Here is a 22,681-nt window from a genome sequence, read left to right as displayed (position 1 = left end):
AGGATTCAGCAAAAAGTACGCCAACTTAAGGCCGGCTTAGTTCGCAGCGACTCGAGCGGATAACAAACGAACAAATATCAGACAGTACAGACGCAAAATAAGAATTAACCAACTTAAAGCGTTAATATTTTAGCTCATCAGGGATCGGCTGATTGATAGGGATAGGCGTCGGACGCTTACCACCTTTTTGCTGATACTGACGCAGTTGGAACACATAAGCCAATACCTGGGCCAAGGCAGTAAACAGCCCCTCGGGGATCTCCTGATCTATCTTGGTGGTGTGATAGATGGCCCTGGCCAATGGCGGCGCCGAGACGATGGCGACATCATGCTCGCGGGCGATCTCACGGATCTTAAAGGCCACATCGTCTACCCCCTTGGCAAGCACATAGGGCGCGGCGGCCTTGGTCACATCATACTTCACCGCCACGGCATAATGCTCAGGGTTAACGACGATGACATCGGCGTTGGGCACCTCGGCCATCATGCGCCGCTGCGCCATCTCACGCTGCATCTGACGCACCCGGCCCTTCACCTCGGGCTGACCCTCGGTGTCCTTGTACTCGTCCTTGATCTCCTGCTTGGTCATCCGCAGCTGTTTATTGTGGTTCCAGATCTGAAACGGCACATCGATCACCACGATAATCACGGTAGAGGAGCAAAGCACTATAAACATCCACACCAGCAGATCCAGGGCGTTATAGACATTGCCCGGCAGATGCCCCTGGGACAGGGTAAGAATATCGGTGAAGTAATAACTCAGTAGCAGATAGGCCATCAGGGCCACCACGGAGAACTTGGCGATCCCCTTAGTCAGCTCCACCAAGGCCTGCACCCCGAACATGCGCTTAAAGCCACTGATGGGGTTCATCTTGTTGCCTTTAGGCATGAACGCCTTGGCGGAGAAGGTGATCCCGCCGAGCACGACATTCCCCAGGAAGGCGACAAAGGCGAGAAACAGCACGAAGCTGGCCATAGGGATCGCCAGCTCCTTGAAGACCATCATCCAGATATTGAACAGGCTATTGGTGTCGTAGATCTCCTGCCTGCTCATGGTAAACAGGTTGGTCATCACGCTCATCAACGACTGGCCCAGGCTCGGCCCTATGACGGCAAACCCTACCGCCGCCGACATCAACACAGCAGAGGTGCCCAGCTCCTTAGAACGGGCTACCTGACCCTTCTCCCTCGCTTGTTCGCGTCGCCTGGGGGTCGCCTCTTCGGTCTTCTCCTGACTGGTATCGTTATCGGCCATCAGAAGCTCCCAGCAGTGCTACATTGCAGCTGCACCAGATCGCACAGCAATAACTGGGCCGAACGCCAGACCTCGTCGAAATGCGCCATGATAGGCGTCAAGGTCAACCAGAGAATAATCAAACCACTCACCATGGTCACGGGGAAACCGATGGCGAAGATGTTAAGCTGCGGCGAGGCGCGGGTCATCACCCCGAAAGAGAGGTTGATCAGCAAGAGCGCCACAATCGCCGAAATAGACATGGTCAGCGCCGCACCGAACATATAGGCGCCCCAGTCCGCCAGACGCCGATAGCTGGCGATGCTTATTCCTTGCATAGACACAGGAATGGTATCGAAGCTGGCCACCAACATGCGGATCATCACCAGATGACCATCCACCGCCAGGAAGATCATGGTCGTCAGCAGCAAGAAGAAGTTACCGATAACCGGGGTCTGCTGGCCTGAGCCGGGGTCCACCATGGAGGCGAAACCTAAGCTGGTCTGCATGCCGATGATCTGCCCGGTCAACACGAAGGTCTGCATGATAAGCAAGGTGACAAACCCCATGGCAACGCCAATCAAGATCTGCTGCACGGTCACGAACACGGCGCCTAATGAAAATAGCTCGACCTCGGTATTGACCGGCAACATGGGGGCGATGGCGAAGGTGATCGCCACCGAAAGCAGCAGGCGCACACGGGTCGGTGTGGTATTGGCGCCAAATACCGCCATCACCATCAGCATGCTCGACACTCGAAACAGCGGCCACATGTAGGCCGACAGCGTCTGCATGATAGTCGATAGCAAGATCTCCATCTCAGCGACGCTCAATAGCCGGGCGGGCGCGGCGATTCATACCTAGCCCACCACCTGAGGGATGAGGTTCACCATCTGCAGGAAAAACTCCATCATGGTCTGCACCAGCAGATGGCCTAAGATCATCAGCGCAAAGAGTGTGGTCAGCAGACGCGGCAGGAAGCTCAGGGTCTGCTCGTTGATCGAGGTCGCCGCCTGAAACACCGCCACCACCAGACCGACCACCAACCCGGGCACGATGATCATCGACACTATGGTCACGATAACCGATAGGGCTTCACGAAAGATGTCGATGAGGGCTTCGGGTGTCATAACGGCTCCTAGATCCCAAAACTATTGGCCAGGGTGCCCATCACCAGGCTCCAGCCATCCACTAACACAAACAACATGATCTTAAAGGGCAAGGAGACGATCATGGGCGACAGCATCATCATACCCATGGCCATCAGGATACTGGCCACCACGAGGTCAAGCACCAAGAAAGGTACGAACAGCATGAAGCCTATCTGGAAGGCGGTCTTGAGTTCACTCGTAATGAACGCCGGGATCAGCACGCTCATGGGCGCATCTTCCGGAGATTGAATATTCTGATAGCCAGAGATCTCGACGAAGGTCTCCAAATCCGTGAGCCGGGTCTGGGCCAACATAAAGGCCCGCAGCGGCTCCTTGCCCTTGTCATAGGCCTGCTCTATGGTCATGGTCTCGTCGATATAGGGCTTGACCGCCTGGTCATAGATCTTGTCGAACACGGGCGCCATGATGAAGAAGGTCATAAACAGACTCATGCCGATCAGCACCTGATTCGACGGCGTCTGCTGCAAGCCAATCGCTTGGCGCAGAATCGACAGCACCACTATGATGCGGGTAAAAGAGGTTAGCATGATGACCATGGCGGGCAGAAAACTCAGCGCCGTCATCAGCAGCAATATCTGCATGGTCACCGAATATTGGGTCGAGCCATCGGCGCCTGTGGTGACAGTTACTGCGGGAAGAATTCCATCCTGGGCCAGCGCCAGTTGCGGCGCCATCACGGCTAGGAGTAACAAGAGAGGGGTCAAGATCCGTTTCATGATTTTTATTGGGTTCATGACTGTGATGACTTTGCCTGACGCAGACGGCTGGCAAAGGAGTCCTGTTCTATGGTGATTGGGGTATCGAGTTTATCGATAAGCGAAACCTGCTGCGACGTGACCCCCAGCAGGTATTGTTGGCCATCGACCTCGACCAACACCATCTTCTCTCTCTGCCCAAGCGGCGTGACTGCAAGGGTCTTAAGCACGCCGTGGGAGGTGGGCACAAGCTTGAGACGCTTGACCAGATAGGCGAGCAGGAAGATCAAGGCGATCACCACCAGCAAGCCACCCAGCATATTGGTCATGGTGGCCAATGCCGACTCTCGCTCACCGGTCACCTGAGTAGTCGTCGCGGCGGCCGCAACGGCCATCAAGGATGAGATCCCCATAGGCCTTCCTTATTTGAGTTTCTTAATACGCTCAGTTTGGCTGATAACGTCGGTGAGACGAATACCAAACTTGTCGTTGACCACCACCACTTCACCGTGGGCGATCAGGGTACCGTTTACCATCACATCCAGCGGCTCACCGGCCACCCGGTCAAGCTCCACCACTGAGCCCTGGTTGAGCTGCAGCAGGTTACGAATATTGATGAAGCTGCGGCCCACCTCCATGGAGATGGTCACAGGAATATCCATGATGGTATCGAGTTTGGCCGCTTCCTCTTCGGTCAGCGGCTTTGAGCTATCGGCCAGCTCGTCGAGTTCAACCGCCTGAGCCTCCTCCAGCGCCTGTTCGGCCATGGCTGCGGCCCAATCGTCACCTGTATCTTCTGTGCTCATTGATTTCTACCTTAAACGCATTCCATTAAATATTGTTGAGATCCCGAGACTTACTCTTCTTAGTCACGAGTTGTAGCTCGGTTTTTACCGTCTCGGGCCTTGGGATCTTCTCCCGGATATTCAGGGCCAGATTCTCGCGCGAACGCCCTAACTTACAGCGATAGGTGGGCAGGTCCTCGACCCGCAGCACGATATATTCGGGCATCTCCACCGGAATAATATCGCCAGCCTTAAAGCCCATCACATCCTTCAGCGAGATCTCTTTCTCGACTATGGTGGCATCCAGGCCCACCTCGACGTCCATGATCTCATCCTTCAGGGCCTGAGACCAACGCATGTCGGTATCTTGAGTATCACTCTGTACCCCGGCATCGAGCAGTTCACGAATCGGCTCGATCATCGAATATGGCATGGTGATGTGGAAATCACCGCCGCCGCCGTCCACCTCTATGTGGAAGGAGCTCACCACCACGACTTCTGTGGGGCTGACGATGTTAGCCATCGCCGGGTTCACCTCGGAGTCGAGATAATCGAACTCGACATCCATCACAGGTGCCCAGGCTTCCTTATAATCTTCGAAGATGATCTTCAAAAGCAGCTGCACGATGCGCCGCTCGGTGGGAGTAAATTCCCGCCCCTCGATCTTGGCGTGAAAACGGCCGTCGCCGCCGAAGAAGTTATCCACCAGGATAAACACCAGACGGGCCTCCATGGTGATCAACGCAGTCCCCTTCAAGGGACTGAAACGCACCATATTCAGGCTTGTCGGTACAAACAGGGTGTGGACATATTCGCCAAACTTGAGCATCTGCACGCCGTTGATCGACACCTCGGCCGCGCGGCGCATCATGTTAAACATGCTGATCCTCAGGTGGCGGGCAAAACGCTCGTTGACGATCTCCAGGGTCGGCATACGACCACGGACGATACGATCTTGTGATGAAAAGTCATAGGCGCGCGCATCGAGCGCGTCACTCACCTCTTCCTCTTCGACGTCGTCGACACCATGAAGTAGCGCATCAATTTCGTCTTGGCTTAATAGATCACTCACAATATCGTCCTATCATACTTGTTAGCTTAGGGATCATCGGCATTACTGCATCACGAAGCCGGTAAACAGCACCTTTTCAACCACTTTACGTCCGGTCACAGGTTGCAGGGTATTCTGTACATTCAGCAGTGCCAATTGGCGCAGCTCATCCTTACCGGCAAGGGAGCTGAGCTTCTGCACGTCGGCACTACTAAAGGTGGTCAGCAGCGCATCCTCGATAAGCGGAATATGCTTTTTAATTAAGACATCATCGTCAGAGCCACGCACCATGAGCTGCACCTTGATCTCCACCAAACGGGAGCGATTCTGCCCAGGCAGATTAAATAGGAAAGGTCTCGGCATCCCCACATAGAAGGCTTCACGGCTATTTGCCGGCTCACTCTGCTCGGTTTGCTCCCCTTCCGCCATGGTCTCATCGCTCGGCTCATCGCCCGACAAGAACAACCATGCGCCCACACCCAGCAAGACCACCAAGAGTGCCCCTATGGCCGCAAAGATAATGAGCTTCTTCTTACTCTTAGGCTCTACATTCTCTTCAAGTTCTAACGATTCTTCTTCCGCCATCTCTTATCCCTATCACACTCGGCTCACACTCAGCATCGTCATGATTTTTTAGCGCATATCAAACGATTGGGCAATCATACCAACCTATAGGTTACCTGCTTACGCGTAATAATCTATACCCGAACGATAACTTGTTGCGTTATTCGACACTAACAGGCTCTCTTCTGCCGAAATTTCATCCATCTCAGACAGACCATGGCCCAGTCCCTCGCCTTGCTCGCCGTTACCACCCTGCTCTTTACCGCCTTGAGAGACGTTGCTGTCGGTCAGCTGCATCCCCTGCTCGGCCAGTAGCTCCCGCAGACGTGGGATCGCCTGCTCAACCAGATCCCGCGTCTGGGTCTGGGTCACATGAAACTGCACCTGGGTCTGGTCACCCTGCACCTGAACCCGTACCATCATGTGGCCAAGCTCGGGCGGATCCAGGCGAATCTCCGCCTGCTGCACGCCTTGGCTCACCATGGCCACCAGCTGCTGACGCATCACGGGCGAGAACTTATGGATCATCTCCTGCATCTGCGTCACAGGTTCGCCCTGTGGCTTGATAGAGACTTGATATTGCGGGAGGGCCTCATTTCTTGCGCCTTGCAAACCCTGTAGCGATAATGCGTTAAGCTTGCTATCTGCCGCGGCATCTGGCATTTCACCGGCCTTTGGCGACATGGTCACGGCAAGGTTAGCGCCCTTCAGCAGCTCCTGCGCGGCTTTGCCATCGCGGCCCTCAGCAGCCGAGGTCATCTTCAGAGCACCATTTTGTGCCTGCTCGGCGGCAAGCTTGGCGTCAGCTAGCTTAGCTTCACCAAACTTAGACTCACCAACCTTGGATTCACCCAATATGGCTTTCACGCCTTTCTCATTAACGGCACTTTCCACGCCGCTCGCGTTATTGGCCGAGGTTAGGCCTACTTGACTAATCTCAATCTGATTTAACCCAACCTGATTTAGTCCCGGCTGATTGGCCACGCCTGCGCCTTGTGAAGGCTCAGTTTGAGTTGCTGCAAAGTTGGTTTGCGACTGACTCGCCATGGCCGAGAGATATTGCTTGGCGTCATGAATAAGTGCCGCCAGCTTGGCATTGGCAGCTTCACTCTCTAGCGCCTCGGCTTGACTGGGCTCACCATTTCCAGGCTTATTCTTACCCGCTATGCCATGAATGAGCCCTTCGAGCATCTGCGGCGGTAAGGCCGTCAGCTCATCCTTGGACAAACCTGTTTGCGCCATCACCTCATTTAAAGCATCTTCGGGAAGCTGAGCCAATATCGCCTCGCTCCCCAGGCCATTTGGATTGATGACGGGTAAGATATGATCTTCTCCGGCGCCGGGTTTAAGCAGCTCATCTATACCCTCTAAGTCCGCTTTTTCGGTATCGACCTTGTCCTTAGCCCCTTTTACAAAGGTAGGAAACAGCTCATTGTCGGCAGATGACTCACCATCAGCATCACCCGGCGGCAAAATGACGCCGTCAGCGGCAATCTCCACCTCATCCCCCAGCTTGTTCGCCAGATGGATCTGCGCCAGCACGTTGGAGACATCGTCACTGTCTTTGTCCTGCGCGGGCGCCTTCTCCTGCTTAGCATCGGCCTTAGCAGTGTTATCGCGTTGAGCCACGTTTTCGACCTGGGATTGCGGGCGCGGTTTTGCCTGTGAGTTCACCTCACCCTGGCCGCTCGCCTTAGCCAAAGCCTCTGAAAAACCTTTGTTTTCTGACTTAGACTCTGCGGTCGATTTCGCATCTGATACGCTGGGCAACACCCCGCCCTTCTCTTTGCCGGGCTCGACATTGGACAGGAGTATTTGGGTCATCTGTGGCATGCTTCCTCCAACACTCATCTTGGGCACGTCAATGTCACGTGCCACCCGAGCGTCAATTATTCGCTAAGCTTTGGACTCATTGGCCCTTACTAATCAATATCAAGCAATAAAAATGCCAAGTTAATCATACCAATCCTAGTAAATAACTGATCACGCTAGCTTGTTAAAATGCCCGAAAACGGCGTTATTATTTTTAATTGTAAAATAACTAGTTATCGAAAAATCATGCCTTGTTCTCGACCGTTTTTGTTTTTCCTACGCTACTTTTGATCACTTACTTACCGTGATTGGTATTACAATTTGCCTTGAAAAAGTGGCGAGACGGTAGAATGGTTTTGAGGACAATAAAGAGGCGCCAGCCTCTACTCATGTACCTATTAGGGGATTAACGGGTGGACTGACGGAAAAACTGCTGAGAGGCAAACTCGTCGATCATCTTCTGTTCCTGTTTGGCCTCAAACTTTTGTTTTGCTTCGGCTTTATTCGCGAGTAACAGCTCGACCGCCTTACGCTTCTGTTGCTTACCCTGCCAATACTGCTGAGCCTTCTGACGCTGCTTATCCGTCTCCGACACTGCGAAGACCTGCTTCTCGATCGCCTCGTCGATCTGACGGATAAACTGATGAAACTGATGGTAGCTGCTGGCGGCAATCACTTGCCCCTGTTGGGCCTCCATCTGTTTCATGTAATCGAGACGATACTGCTGCAAGGCATCGAGCTGCTGGCGACATTTATTCAGCGTCAACTGCACGCCTCTAAGCTGAGTCGCCGCGGCCTCCTCGGCGTCGAGGGCTAACTTGAGTACTGTCTCTAAGGGATCATGCTTTGCCATGGCCGTTATGCTCTCCGATAAAACTCAGGCTAGACCTGACACTGGGCGCTCAATTGACCCAGCATCAAGGCGCTGGAATCGAAGCTGATGGCTTCCTTCATGGTCTGGCGCAGGAAGGCGTTCATGGCTGGCTGTAGGCGTATGGCGTTATCGATACGAGGGTCGCTCCCCTGAGTATAGGCACCGATAGAGATGAGGTCGCGATTCTGTTGGTACAGAGAATACATCTGCTTCACCCGGCGCGTCGCCTCCAGATGAGCGTCGCTGATCACCATAGGCGCCACACGGCTGATAGAGGCCTCGACGTCGATGGCTGGGTAATGACCCGAATCGGCTAATGCCCGCGATAAGACGATATGACCATCGAGGATCGCCCGCGCCGCATCGGCGATCGGATCCTGCAGGTCATCGCCCTCGGTGAGCACGGTATAGAAGGCGGTAATTGAGCCCTGGCCGGCGCCGCCGTTACCGGCTCGCTCCACCAGTTTAGGCAGCTTGGCAAACACAGAGGGGGGATAGCCTTTGGTGGCCGGCGGCTCACCGACGGCCAGGGCGATCTCACGCTGGGCCTGGGCGTAACGGGTCAGGCTGTCCATCAGCAGCAATACGTTGTAACCCAGATCGCGAAAATACTCGGCGATACGGGTCGAGGTCTCACAGGCTCGAAGACGCATCAGTGGTGAGGTATCGGCGGGCGCCGCCACCACCACGCTGCGGGCACGTCCCTCGGCGCCCAAGATCTCCTCGATAAACTCTTTCACTTCGCGGCCACGTTCCCCGACCAGACCAACCACGATCACATCGGCCGTGGTTCCGCGGGTCATCATGCCCAGCAGCACACTCTTACCCACGCCAGAACCAGCGAACAGGCCCATACGTTGGCCCTTACCCACGGTCAACATGGCGTTGATGGCGCGCACCCCGACATCCAAAGGTTCACTGATGGCGCGGCGCGCCAAGGGGTTTAGCATGGTGGCATGACGGGTAGCTTTCTGATCGGTATGCAGCTGCCCCAAGCCGTCAATCGGCGCACCATTGCCGTCGAGCACTCGGCCAAGCAGGCCCATGCCGACATTCAGCCCTGTCTGCTCACCGAGCGGCGTCACCTTGGCACCAGGCATCACGCCGCTTAGCTCCTCGATCGGCATCAGATAGAGCAGCTTGTCATCGAAGCCTATCACCTCGGCGATCAGATCTCCTGCCATGGTGGCTATGCTACACAGGCTGCCCACGGGCGCCTTGCAGCCGGTGGCTTCCAGGGTGAGGCCCACCACACGTACCAGCTGGCCCGAGGCCTCCGGCATAAAAGACGCGACCGCCTGGGTATGCTGCCTTAACTTATCAAGAAGCCGGTTTTGACGTGTCTTCATCTGGGCTCGTCTCTTGCGGTGCTTCTGGTGCAATCTGTTCGCTCGGCGCGACTTGTGATGCGTCAACTACTTGCGTTTGTTGCGGATCGCTTGTCTGGCTATCTGTTTCGAGGCCCGCTTGCGCAGCGTCGCCGTCTAGGTCTTGGTTTTGGTTTTGGTTTTGGTTTTGATGCTCGGGGACCTTCTCCATGGCGGCGAGCTGTTGTAGCCTTTGCTGCTCGAGGCGCTGCTCACTGGCGATAAGCTTATCGAACACTGCCTTGATGCGATGCTCCAGCCCCATATCCACCCGGCTACGGCTGTTGCTTACGATACACTCGCCGCGGCTCAAGGTCGGGTCTGCCTCTAACTCCCAATGATTTTTTGTTAGCTGCGCGCTTTCATAGAGTCGCTCGACGATAGCGAGATCCTCCGGATGCAGACGCAGGTGCGCCCCCTGCTCTTTCAGCGGTAGGGCGTCGACCCCTTGACGCAGGGCGGCGAGAATATGTTCGGGATGTGTCTTAAGCTCATGGCCGATCACCGCCTTGGCCAGGGTCATGCTGAGTTGAACCAGGGCTTGTTCTATTTCGGTGTCGAGTAGGGAAAGCGGCATCGATAGCTGCTGCATCAGGGCTTCAAATTTCGCAATCGTCTGCTTGGCCTCGGCGAGGCCGGCCTCCATACCCTGAGCCTGGCCTTGACGATAGCCCTCTTCGTGGCCCTGCTCAAGGCCTTTCAGTCGCCCCTCTTCCAAGCCCTTGGCCATGCCGGCTTCCTGGCCCTGAGCGAAGCCTTCGGCCTCGGCCTCGGCGCGGATCGACTCGATCTCCTCCAGGGTGGGGGGCATCACCGGCTCATCGACCGCCTTAGCCGCCTTTTGCGGGGCGATGCGGCCGAACATGTTCTCCTTGGGCTCATGCACCACAGGAGTTACATCGGGCAGCTGCCAATGGCTAAAATCGGCTTGTGTGTGTACGCCTTGGCCCTCTTGGGGCTTCTTGTCGCCAGACATGGTCATTAGAGGAACTCTTCTCCGCCGCTACCACCAAGTATGATCTCACCGGCATCACTTAAGCGACGAGCAATAGAGAGGATCTCCTTCTGAGCCACTTCCACTTCGCTGATCCGTATTGGACCCATGGCCTCGAGATCGTCTTTAAGCAGCTCGGCGGCACGCTTGGACATGTTGCCGAGGATCTTCTCTTTGAGTTGATCGTCTGCCCCCTTGAGGGCCTTCATCAACACATCCTGCTGCACTTCACGCAGCAAGGTCTGAATACCCATGTCGTCGACATCTGCCAGGTTTTCGAAGACAAACATCAGATCTTGGATCTGCTGCGCCATCTCTTCGTCGGTCTCGCGCAACGTCTCCATCAGCTGGCTTTCGACGCCAGTATCCAGGTAGTTCATGATGTTGGCCGCCGCCTTCAGGCCGCCCATTTTCGCCGCCTGCGCGCCGCCCTGACCGGCAAACTGTTTCTCCATGATGTCGTTTAGCTCTTGCAGCGCCGCCGGTTGCACCTCTTCGAGGTTGGCGATACGCATCATCAAATCGAGACGGGTATTTTCCGGTGCCTGGGCAAAAATCTCGGCGGCCTGATCCGGCTCAAGATAGGAGAGCACAATCGTCTGGATCTGCGGGTGTTCGTTCTGAATGATGGTGGCCACCTGACGGGCGTCCATCCACTTGAGTGATTCTAGGCCCTTGGCACCACCGCCCATGATGATCTGCTCGATAAGATTACCCGCCTTATCTTCACCCAAGGCGGCGGTAAGGGCATTACGCACGAACTCTTCGCTGTTAAAGCCGATGGAGGAGTATTTCTGTACCTCCTCCAGAAACAGCTTATGTACACCTATCACCTTGTTTTGGCCGAAGTCTTTCATGGCCGCCATGGCCATACCCACCTTCTGCACCTGCTTAGGCTCGAGGTGTTTTAGGATTGAGGCGGCGTCGGCTTCGCTAAGGCTGAGTAGCAGGATGGCTGTCTTCTCGATACCGGTCAGATCTTTGGTATTGAACTCACCGTTAGCTGTGTCGATCTCTTTGTCTTTACTCATTTTCTTGTAACCATCCCTTGACGACTTGCGTAGACAACTCAGGCTCGTTGGCCACCAATGCACGTATGGCCTTTATCATATCATCGTCTTTATGCAGATCCGGTATCAAAATTGACCCATCGTCGGCATAGCTGTATTCCGCATCGGGACGATTGAGCATGCCAAGGGTATCGGCGGCATACTGATCCTCAATCTCCGCTAACTCGTCACCCAAAGATGGCGCATCTGGCATCTTCTGACCATCTGGGTAGATAAGGCGCTTGAGCATAGGGCGCACCACGAACAGAATAAGCACCAGGATGATTAGACCGCCCATCACCAGCTTGATGGCTCGCCAGAACCAAGGTTCCTCGTAGATGGCCAGTGCCGGCGCCTCTTCTACCAGTTGATCCATGAAGGGAACGGTGACCACCTCTATCATGTCGCCACGTTGGGTATTGAAACCTACGGCCCCTTCTAGCAGGCGGCGTATGTTGCTCAGCTCCTGCTCGGTGCGGGCAACGCGGGTCACCTGACCATCTTCACCGGCTGGCCCCGTCTTGAAATCGACCGCCACCGACACGCTAACCCGTCTGACCACCCCCACCTGCTGGCGGGTATGGCTGATGGTAGTGTCTAGCTCATAATTGCGGGTTGCCTCCTTGTGGCTAGAACCCGGCAGGGTCTGCTCCTGAGCACTAGTGCCGGTAGCCTGCTGAGGAATATTGGCTTCCATCGGTGGCTGGTTGCTCAGCGCGCCGGCGATGCCGCCAGTGCTGGCACCGGTAGAGTTATTCTCAACCGTCATCTCGCTGCGCACCGCCGGCAGATCCGGGTTATAACGCTTGGCAGTCTGCTCGACCGAGGTAAAGTCCATGTTCACGTCGACCTGGGCGGTAAAGTTCTCCGGTCCCAGAATCGGCATCAGAATCGATTCAATCTTGCTGCGGTATTCGGCTTCTTTCTGCTGCACCAGCTCAAGCTCGCGTCTGGCTCTAGCCGAACCTGCAGTTTGACTGCCTGAGTTTAGCAGGCGACCGTTAGCATCGGTGACGGTAACCCGAGTCGGCTCGAGACCGTGCACCGCCGAGGCAACGATATCTACGATGGAATCGACCTCCTCCTGACCCAGACCGCCACGGCGGGTATTAACCACCACGGTTGCACTTGGCTTGGAGCGATTACGGGCAAACACGTTCTCTTTAGGAATGGCCAGGATCACCTTGGCGCGGCTGACGCTCTTTAACTCTTCGATGGTGCGCGCCAGGTTTTGCTCCTGACTGTTTTTCAGTCTGGCGGCCTCCATGCGCTGGCTCACGCCAAAGCCGCTGTCTTTAGAGAGGTAATCGTCACGACTCGGCGAGTTATCGATACCGGCGCGGCTCAGCATCATCTTAACGTCTTGGTACTGATCTTCGGGCACCTTGAGCACATCGACATCGATCTGATAGTTGACCTTGTTCTTGTCCAGCACATCCAGGACCTGCACCATCTCCTGGGTATCCATCTTACCCAGAGGGCGGTATTCGGGCTCTTGGGCCCACAACATGACGAAGACGGCCAACGCCAGACAGATAGCCAGCGCCAGGATCATGGTGATCTGCCTGAGCATGTCGACACCGCCAAACATTCCGCCGCTTGGCTTATGTTCTTCTTGTACGCCGCCTGCCAACATGTCCTGCGTTGTGCCAGCGCCAGTTCCGACTACCATATCTGTGCTCACGATAAATACCTGCCGTTATCTTTCTTAATCTTTAGGGAGTCCATGCCTAGACAGGCATACTCATGATCTCTTTGTAGGCTTCCACCAGCTTGTTGCGCACCTGAACGGTGGCCTCGAATGCCACGCTGGCCTTCTCTCTGGCGATCACGGTATCTGACAGTGTCACCCGGGTGTCGCCCATATCCAGACGTGTCTGCAGCGAAGATGAGGTGGCCTGCAGCGCATTGACATTGCCCACGGCTTCAGACAAGAGGCTGCCAAAATCGCTACCACTGGTGTTCGCCACCTGCTGAGTGATATTAGGTGTTGTCCCATTAGGCTTGATTTCGCCCGTGAGTGTCTGCATCTCTTGCAGTAATGAATTGGCACCTATCTGCATCTTGGCCTCCGCTATCGTCGTGAAATTGACGAAATCTATTCTTATTCAGACCAATGCAATATGTTTGCCAAAAATAGAAAAAGCCGACAAACCCAGATTGGGTGTCGGCTTCGAAACGTTCAAATGGGCCGTAGAGACGCTAAAGCGGCGGTTTGCTTCCTTCACTAACGCATGTCGGCCAAAACGGCTACGCCTATCAGGCAGGGATCTGAATACCCATGTCGCGCATACGCGCCATCTTATATCTCAGGGTGCGGGCGCTGATCCCCAGCTTTTCGGCCACCTGCTTGCGACTGCCGTTACACTGATTAAGGGTCTCTAGGATGATCACATGCTCCTGTGCCTTAAGCTCATCCCCCAGCCCCTCGGGCTCGGCGCTCTTCTCACTCTCAAAGGTGGGCTCCAGCATCACATCCTGAGTATCGATAACGATATCCTTGGCGCAGATGGTGTCGCCTGTCTGTAAGATCAGGGCGCGCTGAACCACGTTATCCAGCTCTCGCACGTTACCCGGCCACCTGTGTCCCAATAGACGCCTGCTTGCCTGATCGTCTAGGCTTGGCGCCACGGCTAAACCGGCTGCCTTGGCATGACGCAACACCAGGTGCCTCGCCAGCGGCAAGATATCCGCCGGGCGTTGATGCAGCGCCGGCCAGGTCAGTGGAAACACATTGATACGGTAATAGAGATCTTCCCTAAAATCGCCTTTGGTCGCCATCGCCTTAAGGTCACGGTTAGAGGTCGCCAGCACGCGCACATCGAGTTTGATCGTCTTACGGCCGCCGAGTCGCTCGACTTCCCGTTCCTGCAATACCCTGAGTAGCTTGGCCTGCAGCCCGAGATCCATCTCGGAGATCTCATCGAGCAGCAAGGTGCCGCCCTGGGCCTGTTCAAACTTACCGGGACAGGCCTGATAGGCCCCGGTAAAGGCCCCCTTCTCGTAGCCAAACAGTGTGGCTTCGAGCATGTTTTCAGGAATTGCCGCGCAGTTGATTGCCACAAATGGCTCGCTGGCACGCTGGCTGTGTTGATGAATATAGCGGGCAAGCACCTCTTTACCCGAACCACTCGGCCCCATGATCATCACAGAGGCATCGGATTGGGCCACCTTCTGAGCCAGCGCCAAGAGTGCCAGGCTACGCTCGTCGGCCACCACAGGTTGATCTTCGATAAGCTTAGGTTTGAGATAACGAGACACCTGGTTGAGCAACACCTCAGGGGCGAAGGGTTTCGCCAGATAGTCCACCGCGCCGAGTTTAATGGCACTTACCGCACTGTCTATGGTGGCAAAAGCCGTCATCAATAAGATGGGCACCTGGGAATTATGCTGCTGAAGATAGTTCACCAGCCCGAGACCGCCTATCCCCTCCATCTGCACGTCGCTGATCACCATATCGAATTCCTGGCTCTTGAGCGCGACGATGGCCGCCTCGGCCGATTCCACATCGACACATTCATACTGCGCCAGCAACAAGGTATCGACCAAGGCTTCGCGCAGCGCCGCATCATCTTCAACGAGTAATATCTTGGCTTCAGCCATGGCTTACCTCCAGCCCAGAATCGGCCGAAACAGCCGGCAGGTTAAACGAGGCGCGACATCCCTTTCCCGCGATACAATTGAGTTGCAAGCGGCCCTGATGATTTGCCACAACCGTCTGCACGACCGCTAAGCCCAGACCTGTGCCTTGGGCCTTAGTGGTGAAGAAGGGCTCTAACACCTTCTCCTGCATGTTCGCATCTAGCCCCTTACCGTTGTCGACCACCTCGAAGGCGACAATTCCCGCCTCATCTTGGGCATTAAGCCAGATCTGACTGGCCCCGGCCTCGATACTGTTCATCACCAGATTGTTGATCGCCGAGCTGAGCGCCGCCGGATTAGCCTTAAAGCGCAAGTGAGTGTCTAGCTTAAGATGCAGCTGGCAGCCCTTACGCTCGGCGATAGGCTCGCAGTTGGCCATCACGCTAGTCATCACCTGCTGCATGTCGCAAACTTCGGTCAATTCCTGCTGACGCCCCTTGGCCATCAGCAACATGTCATCCACCTGTTGCGACAGTTCGTTGAGCCTGTCGATAAGCTTGCCCTGAAAACGCTCCCGAGAGGCTTGAGTCAGCTTAGGACTCCCCAGATTTGCGGCGTAGAGTAAGGCTGCCGACAAAGGTGTACGCACTTGATGGGCCAGGCTGGCTACCATCTTACCTAAGGCGGATAGGCGTTGCAGATGCGAGAGATTCTTCTGCAGCAGACGGGTTTCGGTCAAGTCGGTCAAGACGATCAGCTGACCAGGCTCGGGGGTTAGCGGCGTGATCGCCAGCTTCACCCGACGACCGTTCTTCAACGAGACCTCGTGACCGTCGTCATCTTGGGGCGAAAAGGCACGGTTAATCACCTGTAACCAGCGCATGCCAGCCAGGGGCTGCCCCAGCAATTGCACGGCAACCGGATTGGCATCTGTCACCACACCATCACCATTGAGGATCACCACGCCCGATGGCATGGCCTGGAGTATATGTTCCATGCGGCTGGAGATGGCATCGTTTGCCACCTCCCCCCCCATGACTTGGGAAGGAGCCAGTGTTACCTGCGCCTGCGCTGTATATGCCACCTTTGGATTCGCGGCCATAACCACTCCGTCAATAATTTGCTGCTAAACAGGCCGATGCAGGTAACATGCCAATTAAAAAACTAACAAAAAGTCAGAATTAACAGAGAATTATGAGTCAGATACGACAAAGGCCCAGAAATGGGCCCTTGTTTATTGAGTGCGGCGAGCAGGAGTTAATCTTTGCTCATGCCATACTTGCGCATCTTCTCAACCAGTGTGGTACGGCGGATGCCAAGCATTTCTGCGGCGCGTGCCACCACATTATCTTGTTGATCCAGTGCCTGGCGAATCATATCGATCTCAAGCTCGGCCAACAGGTCCTTGAGATTCACCCCTTCTGGTGGCAGTTCACTGGGGAAACGGCTCTCGGGAATATCGACCGCTACCTCATCGCTGAAGATAGAGGCCAACGCATCGCGTTCCAGCTCCTCTTCACTGACCTGCACCTGATATTCAGGCACATCGATATGGCGGTATTTAAGCGGCAGGTCATTAACGTCGACCAAGCCACCCGGATAGAGGATCGTCAGACGCTCGACCAGGTTAGAGAGTTCACGCACGTTACCCGACCAGCTATGCTCCTTGAGTGACTCAATCGCACGCTGGGTAAAACGCACCTTGCCACGCCCCTCGTTATAGACGCGGCTTACTAATTCTTGCAGCAAGAGTGGGATATCGTCTTTACGCTCGCAAAGGGCCGGCATCTCTACGGGAAACACATTGAGGCGATAGAAGAGATCTTCCCTAAACTCGCCATTGGCGATCATGGTTTCAAGCTCTCTGTGGGTCGCCGCGATGACACGCACATTGGTATGAATAGGCTTGCTGCCACCGACACGCTCGAAGACGCGCTCTTGCAATACACGCAGCAGTTTCACCTGCATCTGCAAAGGCATGTCGCCTATCTCATCGAGGAACAGGGTTCCCCCTTCGGCAAGTTCGAAACGTCCCTTACGGGCACTGATAGCACCAGTAAATGAGCCCTTCTCATGACCGAAAAGCTCACTCTCGAGTAGCTCTGGCGGGATGGCGCCACAGTTCACGGGGATGAAAGGTCCATCACGGCGATCAGAAATATAATGGATATTGCGCGCGACCACCTCTTTGCCGGTACCAGACTGGCCTAAGACCAAGACAGTAGCATCTGAGCCCGCGACCTGATTGATCAGGTGACGCACCTGGGCGATCCCTTCACTGCGGCCCACTAGGCTGCGAAACAGTTTTGTCTGGTTACCACTGGTAGGAATATCCGGACGCTTAGCCTGCACAAACACTTGGCAAAAATGCAGCAGCTCGGTCAACTGAGGATAATTTAACGGCTCTTCGATACACCCCAACACATTGCCTGCCGACACATCGCCATTAGAGCCCAACAGCAAGATTGGCTGCCAAGGCATAGAGGTGGCGATAGATTGCAACAGGGTCTTGTTTTGCGCCTCTTGTGCAATCACAAGTGCTCTATAGCGGGTATTCGACATTCGAGATTCGAGTTTATCGACGGCAAGCAACTCGACCTGCTCGCCAAGAAACTCAAAAACACAAGATAAGCGATTAATTCGCTCTGACTGATTACCGACAAGTAGAATTCGTTGATCTGTATGCATCATTTAAGAAGGCCGTAAAGCACTCAGTGTTATTCGCATTAATTATTAGTGTTAGTTGCTTCGAAAGCGAGATAATCGTTTTAATCCAGTTTTTCCAAAAAATGACTATCACACGGAATAGTGTATTATCAGCAGCACATTAGCAAGTATCAGATTCATTTTCTGACAAACTCATCTGATTTTAGAGCAAATTCTCAACGTATCAAGCATCAGGCGCCAATCGTTTGACGCCTGACAAAAAGTTGTTGTTCAGAAAGATAGTCGAGGCGATTAGATTGCCTCTGTGTGTGATGCTAAATGGTGTTCATTTTGGGGAATCGCGTCCCAGCCTTCCTTGATGGTTCGGATGATCTCGCTCACATCATCGATCGCCTTTACATCGTTATTCATGTTGGCCTCGGAGATCTTACGCAACATGAAATCATAGAGGTCGCTAAGATTACTGGCGATCTCGCCACCCGCTTCCATATTCAGGCTATTGTTAAGCCCTGTGATGATGCCGATTGCCTTGCCGATATAGATACCTTTATTTTCTATATCGTTGTTTTCTATTGCATAACGACTCTGGGCCAATCGTTGCAGCGCACCTTCAAACATCATTTGGATAATTCGGTGTGGCGAAGCGACTGAGATCTCGCTCTCTAATGACACCTTTCGATATGACTGCAGTGACTTTCTCATAAAAACCTACCTTTCTGCATCTATAGACTTATAAACATTAAGTTGGCGTTGACTCTTACGTCCGACATGCAGTAACTCCTGACGATGCTTTAACAGGCTTACCGCCTGCGTCGTAAAGCTACTGGTTAATTCCAGTTGAGCCTGCAATAGGGCTCTGTCTTCCTCTTTAGGTGAGGCGAGCACCTCGTCGAGCAAAAGTTGACGCTTCCCAACCAAGTCTAGCAAGTTCGATACCAACTCATCGGCGTCTTCCTGTTCGGCAGGTAACTGTTCCAGACGCCGCATAACTAAGGTAATTTGTTCGTTTAGCTTATCTAAAGGCTCCAATGCTCTTCCTTCTTACAGCACTCTCAACTAGGCTTTCTGAGATACGACGCCCGGTAGCGAGTTCAACCCATTAACGATACCGACAGATTGTTGATTCAGCTTGCCCACAACCAGATCCATCGCATTAAACTGCTTAAATAGACGGGATTCTAATTGCTCCATCTTCAAAGAAAATGCTTCGCGCTGCGCATCGAGTCGCTTCTTATCAGCGGTGTAGATATTATTACGAGAATCGATCAGGCCACCACTCTTAACGTAACCCTCAACTAAACTATCCAATCTGTTGGCCAAACCTGTGGTATCTGTTGCAAACAAACTCTCGATGCTACTCATATCGTCACTGATGGCTTTATCCAGCTTAGTGCTATTGACCGACAGTTTGCCGTAGCGATCCGCCTCTATGCCTATGTCATAGAGGGCGACCGACTGCCCACCACCAAGATCGACACGATTTGAAATCATATTACGCATCTGAGACTCGATTGAGCGTATCATCGAATCCCCTTGGAGTGCCGATGCCACTTCCTTTTCCGCATCATAGGAAGAGACCTTATCTATGGTGCTCATTAAGCTGTTATAGGCGTCGACGAAGCCCTGAACATTCTCTTTTACCGCATCTTCATCAAGTTCAATCTTAAGCACTGAGGTCTTATTTAGATCGGCGTCGGTGAGATTAAGGGTCACGCCGGCTATCGCATTTTTGATTTCGTTGGTTTGCGACTGTAGCTTCTGACCATCTATGTAGACGATTGACTCTTTGGCGGCCTGCACTTCGCTCAGATTTCCTACGCCAAACATGTCGCTAAGACCTGTACCAGACGTATCGGTTGCTGTTACGCTGATATTGTTATCCGGCCCTTCGGTATCTGAACTGATCACCAGACGGCTGCCACCATCGGTAGTGACTATCGTTGCGGTAACCCCGACATTGTCGTCGGCACTGTTAATCTTGTCGGCAATGGCTGACAGCGAGTCGCCTGCGGCCACATCGACCGAGAAACTCTGACCATTTACGGTAAAGCCGAGACTGCCCTCACCTACTGCTGCACTGGCATCGGCCGTGAAGGCCCCTGCCACCTTGTGACGCTGGGCGAGTTGCTCAACGACTATGTTATAGCTACCCGTCTGCGCATTCTTATCGGCCGTGGCCGTAAAGAAGCTGCTGTCACCGGTTGAAACCTGACGTTGATTTAGACTGCTGCCATCTTTGAGTTTTTCAAGAGCATCCTGAAACTTTGACAGAGCACTCTTTAGCGAGCCCATGGCTGAGACTTTCGCATCGATTGTGTCTTCTGTCTTATTAAAGATCGCTTCTTTAGGCACCTTCTCAGCATCAACCAGCACCCCCACAATCGTGTTGATATCAAGCCCTGAACCTATGCCTGTTGCCGTTAATGCCATAACTACCTCTACTCAAACGCCAGCTGAAACCTAGGCTTCAGTTTTCATTAATAATCCAGTGACTTCAGAAAGTTTCTGCGCCAACCTCAATGCTTCTTCGTTTGGAATTTGACGGATCACATCACCCGAATCAATGTCCATAACGCTAACAATATTTGTGCCAGAATCTTCGTCAATCTTAAAAGCCAAGCCTTTACGCATCACAGACATCATATTTGACATCTCTTCAACCAACTTCTGCATCGCTTCGGGCGATTGCTCTTCGGCCTGAGCCGCTTCGGCTTGATTGCTCTGTTCGACCGCCTTGATCGAACCTTTGGCTAATTCCACGTCCTCTGCCGCATTTGCTTTAACAGGCGTCATGCCTATATCAATTTTAGCAGCTGTAGCATTGGATGAATTAACAGTATTAATATCCATGACCTATACCTCTACTTCGTTAATTTATCCTTAAAATCACGAAAGGGAGATCCGTCGCCGAACCTCCCTTGTCTTCATCAAACTCGGTCTAACCCATTACTTTATTAGAGTAAAGATAGGGCAACCTGTGGCAGCTGGTTAGCTTGAGCTAGCATAGCTGAACCGGTTTGCTGAAGCACTTGGTTCTTAGTCATAGCAGAGGTTTCTTTCGCGAAATCCACGTCTACGATACGGCTCTTAGCGTCAGCGACGTTAGCCTGAGTGTTAGCGCTGTTGCTGATGTTGTGTGCCAGACGATTTTGCACAGCACCTAGTTTAGCGCGTGAAGTATCGATCTTCTTGATTGCAGCATCAATTTTAGTCAGAGCTGAAGCACGACCAGCAGAGGTCAATACTGTCAGTGAGTTAACTGAAAGTGCAGCTGCATCAGACTTACCGACAGAAACCTTAATGTCTTCGCCATCTTGGTGACCAACCTGGAAAGTCTTACCAGCAGAGAAATCACCGTTAAGCAGCTTAGTATCACCAAAAGCAGTGTTAGTACCAATTGCAGTGATCTCGGTCGCAAGTGCATCCATCTCATCTTTCAGAGCTTGAAGGTCTGCAGTGCTGTTCGCGCCGTTTTCAGCTTGAATAGACAGGTCACGCATACGTTGCAGCATGTTGGTCTGCTCTTGCATCGCACCTTCGGAGATCTGGGCGATAGAGATAGCGTCGTTAGCATTACGCATACCTACTTCAAGACCACGAACCTGAGAGTTCAGACGGTTAGAAATCGCAAGACCGGCTGCGTCATCTTTTGCACTGTTAATGCGAAGACCACTAGACAGACGTTCCATAGAAGTCGCTAAGTTGCTACCTGAAGCGTTTAGGTTTTTCTGTGCTTTTAGAGATGTTACGTTAGTGTTTACTGTAATAGCCATAATCGATTCCTCTTTATACCTGGCTTAAAACTAAGCCTGTCTACTTAAGCCAGGCCGGTCTTACTGGGTTACAGTATATTTAACGGCAGAGGGTTTTCGATCTTTAGAAAATTTTTTATAAAAAATAGGCTATTTTTTATAATACATATATATCATACGCTTACATCACGCAGAGACGAAAAAAACGGTGCAAAAAACTAATTTGCACCGTTTTATTGTGGGCCAAAACTGAGAGATTAACCCAGTAGTGACAGGGCAACCTGAGGTAACTGGTTAGCCTGTGCCAACATGGCAGAGCCTGTCTGCTGTAGCACCTGGTTTTTCGTCATAGTTGAGGTTTCTTTGGCAAAATCCACATCCACGATGCGGCTCTTGGCATCGGCAACGTTAGCCTGAGTATTGGCACTGTTACTGATGTTGTGCGCCAGACGGTTTTGCACCGCACCTAACTTGGCACGCTGGGTATCGATAACCTTAATAGCCGCATCAATTTTACCGATAGCGGAATCTCGGCCGGCAGACGTTAACACAGTAAGGCTATTTACTGACAGTACACCTGCGTTTAATGTGCCTACTGAGATAGTGACATCTTCACCGTCCTGGTGGCCCACTTGGAACAGCTTACCAGCAGAAAACTCACCCGTGAGCAACTTAGTGTTACCAAAGGCGGTACTGTTACCGATCGCCGTGATCTCTTCAGCAAGCTGGTCCATCTCGTCTTTCAATGCTTGTAAGTCAGCAGTGCTGTTGGCTCCGTTTTCAGATTGAATCGACAGATCACGCATACGCTGCAACATGTTGGTTTGCTCTTGCATCGCGCCTTCAGAGATCTGCGCGATAGAGATAGCATCATTCGCGTTGCGCATACCCACCTCAAGACCACGAACCTGAGAGTTCAGACGGTTTGAGATCGCAAGACCGGCGGCATCGTCTTTCGCACTGTTGATACGAAGGCCACTCGACAAGCGCTCCATAGAGGTTGCCAGATTTTGAGAAGAAGTATTTAGGTTCTTCTGCGCCTTCATCGATGTGACATTGGTATTAACATTAATAGCCATTGTG

General features: G+C 53.2%; 24 protein-coding genes. All 24 read right to left on the bottom strand.

Annotation, left to right across the window (positions count from 1 at the left end; genetic code table 11):
* Positions 1-121: 121 nt before the first annotated feature.
* The 24 genes from flhB to K0I63_RS06805 all read right to left on the bottom strand — a co-directional run bounded on the left by flhB (position 122) and on the right by K0I63_RS06805 (position 22,677).
* A complete protein-coding gene (gene flhB / locus K0I63_RS06920) occupies positions 122-1,255 on the bottom strand; it encodes a flagellar biosynthesis protein FlhB (protein WP_220082952.1) in 1,134 nt (377 codons plus the stop codon).
* Complete coding sequence (gene fliR / locus K0I63_RS06915) at positions 1,255-2,052, bottom strand: flagellar biosynthetic protein FliR (protein ID WP_144204210.1); 798 nt, start codon at positions 2,050-2,052, stop codon at positions 1,255-1,257. Before fliR ends, flhB begins: the two co-directional genes overlap by 1 nt.
* Before the next feature lie 42 nt (positions 2,053-2,094).
* Complete coding sequence (gene fliQ, locus K0I63_RS06910; protein ID WP_011865178.1) at positions 2,095-2,364, bottom strand: flagellar biosynthesis protein FliQ; 270 nt, start codon at positions 2,362-2,364, stop codon at positions 2,095-2,097.
* A gap of 8 nt (positions 2,365-2,372) precedes the next feature.
* Positions 2,373-3,125 (bottom strand): flagellar type III secretion system pore protein FliP, encoded by a 753-nt coding sequence (gene fliP / locus K0I63_RS06905; RefSeq protein ID WP_144204215.1) that lies wholly within the window; start codon positions 3,123-3,125, stop codon positions 2,373-2,375.
* A gap of 11 nt (positions 3,126-3,136) precedes the next feature.
* On the bottom strand, positions 3,137-3,496 hold the full coding sequence (fliO, locus tag K0I63_RS06900; protein WP_434086797.1) for a flagellar biosynthetic protein FliO: 360 nt from the start codon (positions 3,494-3,496) through the stop codon (positions 3,137-3,139).
* A 27-nt stretch (positions 3,497-3,523) separates the two neighbouring features.
* Positions 3,524-3,907 (bottom strand): flagellar motor switch protein FliN, encoded by a 384-nt coding sequence (fliN, locus tag K0I63_RS06895; protein ID WP_011865175.1) that lies wholly within the window; start codon positions 3,905-3,907, stop codon positions 3,524-3,526.
* Positions 3,908-3,932: 25 nt separating this feature from the next.
* Positions 3,933-4,958, bottom strand: coding sequence for a flagellar motor switch protein FliM (gene fliM, locus K0I63_RS06890; RefSeq protein ID WP_011865174.1), 1,026 nt, complete (start codon positions 4,956-4,958; stop codon positions 3,933-3,935).
* Positions 4,959-5,000: 42 nt separating this feature from the next.
* Positions 5,001-5,522 (bottom strand): flagellar basal body-associated protein FliL, encoded by a 522-nt coding sequence (gene fliL, locus K0I63_RS06885; RefSeq protein ID WP_220073503.1) that lies wholly within the window; start codon positions 5,520-5,522, stop codon positions 5,001-5,003.
* A 99-nt stretch (positions 5,523-5,621) separates the two neighbouring features.
* Positions 5,622-7,325: a flagellar hook-length control protein FliK gene (locus K0I63_RS06880; RefSeq protein ID WP_258406954.1), complete on the bottom strand. Its 1,704-nt coding sequence runs from the start codon at positions 7,323-7,325 to the stop codon at positions 5,622-5,624.
* A 394-nt stretch (positions 7,326-7,719) separates the two neighbouring features.
* Positions 7,720-8,166, bottom strand: coding sequence for a flagellar export protein FliJ (gene fliJ, locus K0I63_RS06875; protein WP_220082950.1), 447 nt, complete (start codon positions 8,164-8,166; stop codon positions 7,720-7,722).
* Between the two features lie 29 nt (positions 8,167-8,195).
* Complete coding sequence (fliI, locus tag K0I63_RS06870; RefSeq protein ID WP_220082949.1) at positions 8,196-9,536, bottom strand: flagellar protein export ATPase FliI; 1,341 nt, start codon at positions 9,534-9,536, stop codon at positions 8,196-8,198.
* The gene (gene fliH, locus K0I63_RS06865; protein ID WP_220082948.1) at positions 9,508-10,536 is read right to left on the bottom strand and encodes a flagellar assembly protein FliH; all 1,029 of its coding nucleotides are present in this window, start codon (positions 10,534-10,536) and stop codon (positions 9,508-9,510) included. The genes fliI and fliH overlap by 29 nt, the downstream gene beginning before the upstream one ends.
* Positions 10,536-11,579: a flagellar motor switch protein FliG gene (gene fliG / locus K0I63_RS06860; protein ID WP_011865168.1), complete on the bottom strand. Its 1,044-nt coding sequence runs from the start codon at positions 11,577-11,579 to the stop codon at positions 10,536-10,538. Before fliG ends, fliH begins: the two co-directional genes overlap by 1 nt.
* Positions 11,572-13,269 carry a flagellar basal-body MS-ring/collar protein FliF gene (gene fliF, locus K0I63_RS06855; RefSeq protein ID WP_011865167.1) on the bottom strand — a complete coding sequence of 566 codons (1,698 nt, stop codon included), beginning with the start codon at positions 13,267-13,269 and terminating at the stop codon, positions 11,572-11,574. Before fliF ends, fliG begins: the two co-directional genes overlap by 8 nt.
* Positions 13,270-13,327: 58 nt before the next feature.
* Complete coding sequence (gene fliE, locus K0I63_RS06850) at positions 13,328-13,660, bottom strand: flagellar hook-basal body complex protein FliE (protein WP_220082947.1); 333 nt, start codon at positions 13,658-13,660, stop codon at positions 13,328-13,330.
* 196 nt (positions 13,661-13,856) lie between these two features.
* Positions 13,857-15,200 (bottom strand): sigma-54-dependent transcriptional regulator, encoded by a 1,344-nt coding sequence (locus K0I63_RS06845; RefSeq protein WP_220082946.1) that lies wholly within the window; start codon positions 15,198-15,200, stop codon positions 13,857-13,859.
* Complete coding sequence (locus K0I63_RS06840; protein ID WP_434086796.1) at positions 15,193-16,215, bottom strand: sensor histidine kinase; 1,023 nt, start codon at positions 16,213-16,215, stop codon at positions 15,193-15,195. Before K0I63_RS06840 ends, K0I63_RS06845 begins: the two co-directional genes overlap by 8 nt.
* 221 nt (positions 16,216-16,436) lie before the next feature.
* A complete protein-coding gene (locus K0I63_RS06835) occupies positions 16,437-17,870 on the bottom strand; it encodes a sigma-54 dependent transcriptional regulator (RefSeq protein ID WP_220044735.1) in 1,434 nt (477 codons plus the stop codon).
* A 267-nt stretch (positions 17,871-18,137) separates the two neighbouring features.
* Entirely contained in the window at positions 18,138-18,548 is a 411-nt protein-coding gene (gene fliS, locus K0I63_RS06830) for a flagellar export chaperone FliS (protein WP_144204202.1), read from the bottom strand.
* A 6-nt stretch (positions 18,549-18,554) separates the two neighbouring features.
* The gene (locus tag K0I63_RS06825) at positions 18,555-18,875 is read right to left on the bottom strand and encodes a hypothetical protein (protein ID WP_220082944.1); all 321 of its coding nucleotides are present in this window, start codon (positions 18,873-18,875) and stop codon (positions 18,555-18,557) included.
* A gap of 27 nt (positions 18,876-18,902) precedes the next feature.
* Positions 18,903-20,276 (bottom strand): flagellar filament capping protein FliD, encoded by a 1,374-nt coding sequence (gene fliD / locus K0I63_RS06820; protein WP_220082943.1) that lies wholly within the window; start codon positions 20,274-20,276, stop codon positions 18,903-18,905.
* A 30-nt stretch (positions 20,277-20,306) separates the two neighbouring features.
* Positions 20,307-20,696: a flagellar protein FlaG gene (locus tag K0I63_RS06815; protein WP_011865159.1), complete on the bottom strand. Its 390-nt coding sequence runs from the start codon at positions 20,694-20,696 to the stop codon at positions 20,307-20,309.
* Positions 20,697-20,800: 104 nt separating this feature from the next.
* Positions 20,801-21,619 (bottom strand): flagellin N-terminal helical domain-containing protein, encoded by an 819-nt coding sequence (locus K0I63_RS06810; protein WP_011865158.1) that lies wholly within the window; start codon positions 21,617-21,619, stop codon positions 20,801-20,803.
* A 236-nt stretch (positions 21,620-21,855) separates the two neighbouring features.
* Positions 21,856-22,677, bottom strand: a complete 822-nt coding sequence (locus K0I63_RS06805) for a flagellin N-terminal helical domain-containing protein (protein ID WP_011865157.1) — start codon at positions 22,675-22,677, stop codon at positions 21,856-21,858.
* Between the last annotated feature and the right edge of the window lie 4 nt (positions 22,678-22,681).

The sequence above is a fragment of the Shewanella rhizosphaerae genome (assembly GCF_019457655.1).
GTDB classification, from domain to species: Bacteria; Pseudomonadota; Gammaproteobacteria; order Enterobacterales; family Shewanellaceae; genus Shewanella; species Shewanella loihica.
The sequence above is the reverse complement of the archived record's forward strand: the minus strand, read 5'-3'. Positions and strand labels throughout refer to the sequence as shown.